Genomic DNA, 1,994 nt, shown 5'->3' on the forward strand with positions numbered 1-1,994 from the left:
GCCTCGACAGCCTCTCCGACGGTCCAGCCGCCGTTGGCGTCCACCCGCACGACGGGGACGAGTTCGCGCACGGCGTTGACCCGTGCGACGTCGTCGCGCAGCGTCTGCCCGGGCTCGGCGACCTTGACCTTGGCGGCGCGCGCCCCGGGAAACCTGGCCAGTACCTCACCCACCTGGGCGGCGGGCACTGCCGGGACGGTGGCGTTGATCGGGACGCGGTCGCGGTGCAGCGGTGGCGGCTCACGGTAGGCGGCCTCGATGCCCGAGGCCAGCCACGCCGCCGCCTCAGGCGGCCCGTATTCGGGGAACGCCCCGAACTCGCCCCACCCCACGGGGCCCTCGATCAGTGCCACCTCGCGGGTGGTGATGCCGCGGAACCGCACCCGCATCGGCAGCGCGACGACGTGCAGCCGGTCCAGCAGGTCTGCCAGCGCCGGCCTCACCGGCCGTGGACCCGGCGGCCCGCCAGATACGTCGCGCGCACCTCCAGGTCGGCAATGCGCTCCGGCGGCACTGTGCGCGGATCAGCCGACAGCACCACCACGTCGGCGTACTTGCCGACCGCAATCGAGCCCGTCACGTCGTCGGCGAACAGCTGCCAGGCGGCGTCGATGGTCTGCGCGCGGATCGCCTGCTCGACGGTGAGGCACTCCTGTGGCCCCAGCACCCGCCCGGACGGCGCCGTGCGAGTCACGGCCACGCTGATGTTGCGCAGCGGCTCCTCGGGGGTGACCGGCGGGTCGTTGTGCAGCGAGATCCGCATGCCGGTCGCCACCGCGGAACCCGCAGGCATCCAACGAGATCCGCGCTGTTCGCCGAACAACCCGTCGACGAGTACATCGCCCCAGTAGTGGATCTGGTCGACGAAGATGCTACAGGTGACGCCGAGTTCGGCGGCGCGACGGAGTTGGTCGGGCCGGATGGCGCCGACGTGTTCCAGGCGCAGCCGGTGATCGGGCCGCGGATTGCGTTGCAGCGCTTCCTCGTACACGTCGAGGATGGTGTCCACGCCGGCGTCGCCGTGCACATGGCAGGCCATCTGCCAGCCCAGCGGGAAATAGGCGCCGACGATCTCGGCCAGCTGCTCGCGGGTGTAGTTGGCGTGCCCGCAGGAACCCGCGGCGCCGATCAGGCGCGTGGCGGCGGTGTCCAGGTACGGGACGGACAGCGCGATGTTGCCGATCCACGGCGAGCCGTCCACCCAGACCTTGATGCCGACCTGGCGCACCATGTCGTCGCCCTGCCCGGGCGACGCCGCGGTGGACAGCTGCGGGGTGGACATCTCGTAGGTGCGCAGCCGCACCGTCAGCGCATCGTGCACCTGTTCGAGCAGCGGCGCGAATTGCGGGTCGAACGCCATGTCCGAGCAGGTGGTCAGCCCGGCGCGGTTGAGCCGGGCGCATTCGGCGCGCAGCATCGCCGGGTAGCTGCCGGGATCGATCGCCCCACCGAGCAGCGGGAACACCGCGCCGATTTCCTCGGCGCTGCCGTCGAGTTCGCCGTCGGGGCCGCGGCCGTAGCGGGCGCCCTTCGGGTCGGGGGTGCCTCGGGTGAGCCCGGCGCGCTCGGCGGCGGCATGGTTGAAGTAGGCCTGGTGTCCGGAGTTGTGGATGATGACCAGCGGCCCGTCCGGCGCCACGTCGTCCAGCCAGGCCGGCGTCGGCTGCGGCAGGCCGGGCTGCAGCAGGGGGTCCCACCCGCTCAGGTAGGCGCCGGCCGCCCCCCTGGCGGCCGTCTCGCGGCGCACCGCGGTCACGACGTCCTCGGCGTCGCGCAGCGTCACCGGCCGGATGTCGACGATCCGGTCCGACAGCGCCAGTGCCTCCATCAGCGGATGACCGTGCGCCTCAACGAATCCCGGCATGACGCAGCCGTCACCGACATCGACGGTCTCGGTGCCGGCGCCGACGAGCGCGGCCACCTCGGCACGGGTCCCGACGGCGACGATGCGGCCGTCGGCGACGGCGAGCGCCTCGGCGGTGGGCCGCGACTCG

2 protein-coding genes are annotated in these 1,994 nt (G+C 72.8%); both read right to left on the reverse strand.

The window, feature by feature from the left end:
• Positions 1 to 389, reverse strand: a 389-nt coding sequence (locus ACOJVU_RS01080; RefSeq protein ID WP_421528076.1) for an enolase C-terminal domain-like protein, incomplete at its 3' end; no start/stop codon positions are given.
• A gap of 50 nt (positions 390 to 439) precedes the next feature.
• Positions 440 to 1,994 (reverse strand): amidohydrolase (locus ACOJVU_RS01085; protein ID WP_421528075.1); only part of this gene is annotated, 1,555 nt, incomplete at its 5' end.

Source organism: Mycobacterium sp. THU-M104 (genome assembly GCF_049197365.1).
Lineage (GTDB): Bacteria > Actinomycetota > Actinomycetes > Mycobacteriales > Mycobacteriaceae > Mycobacterium.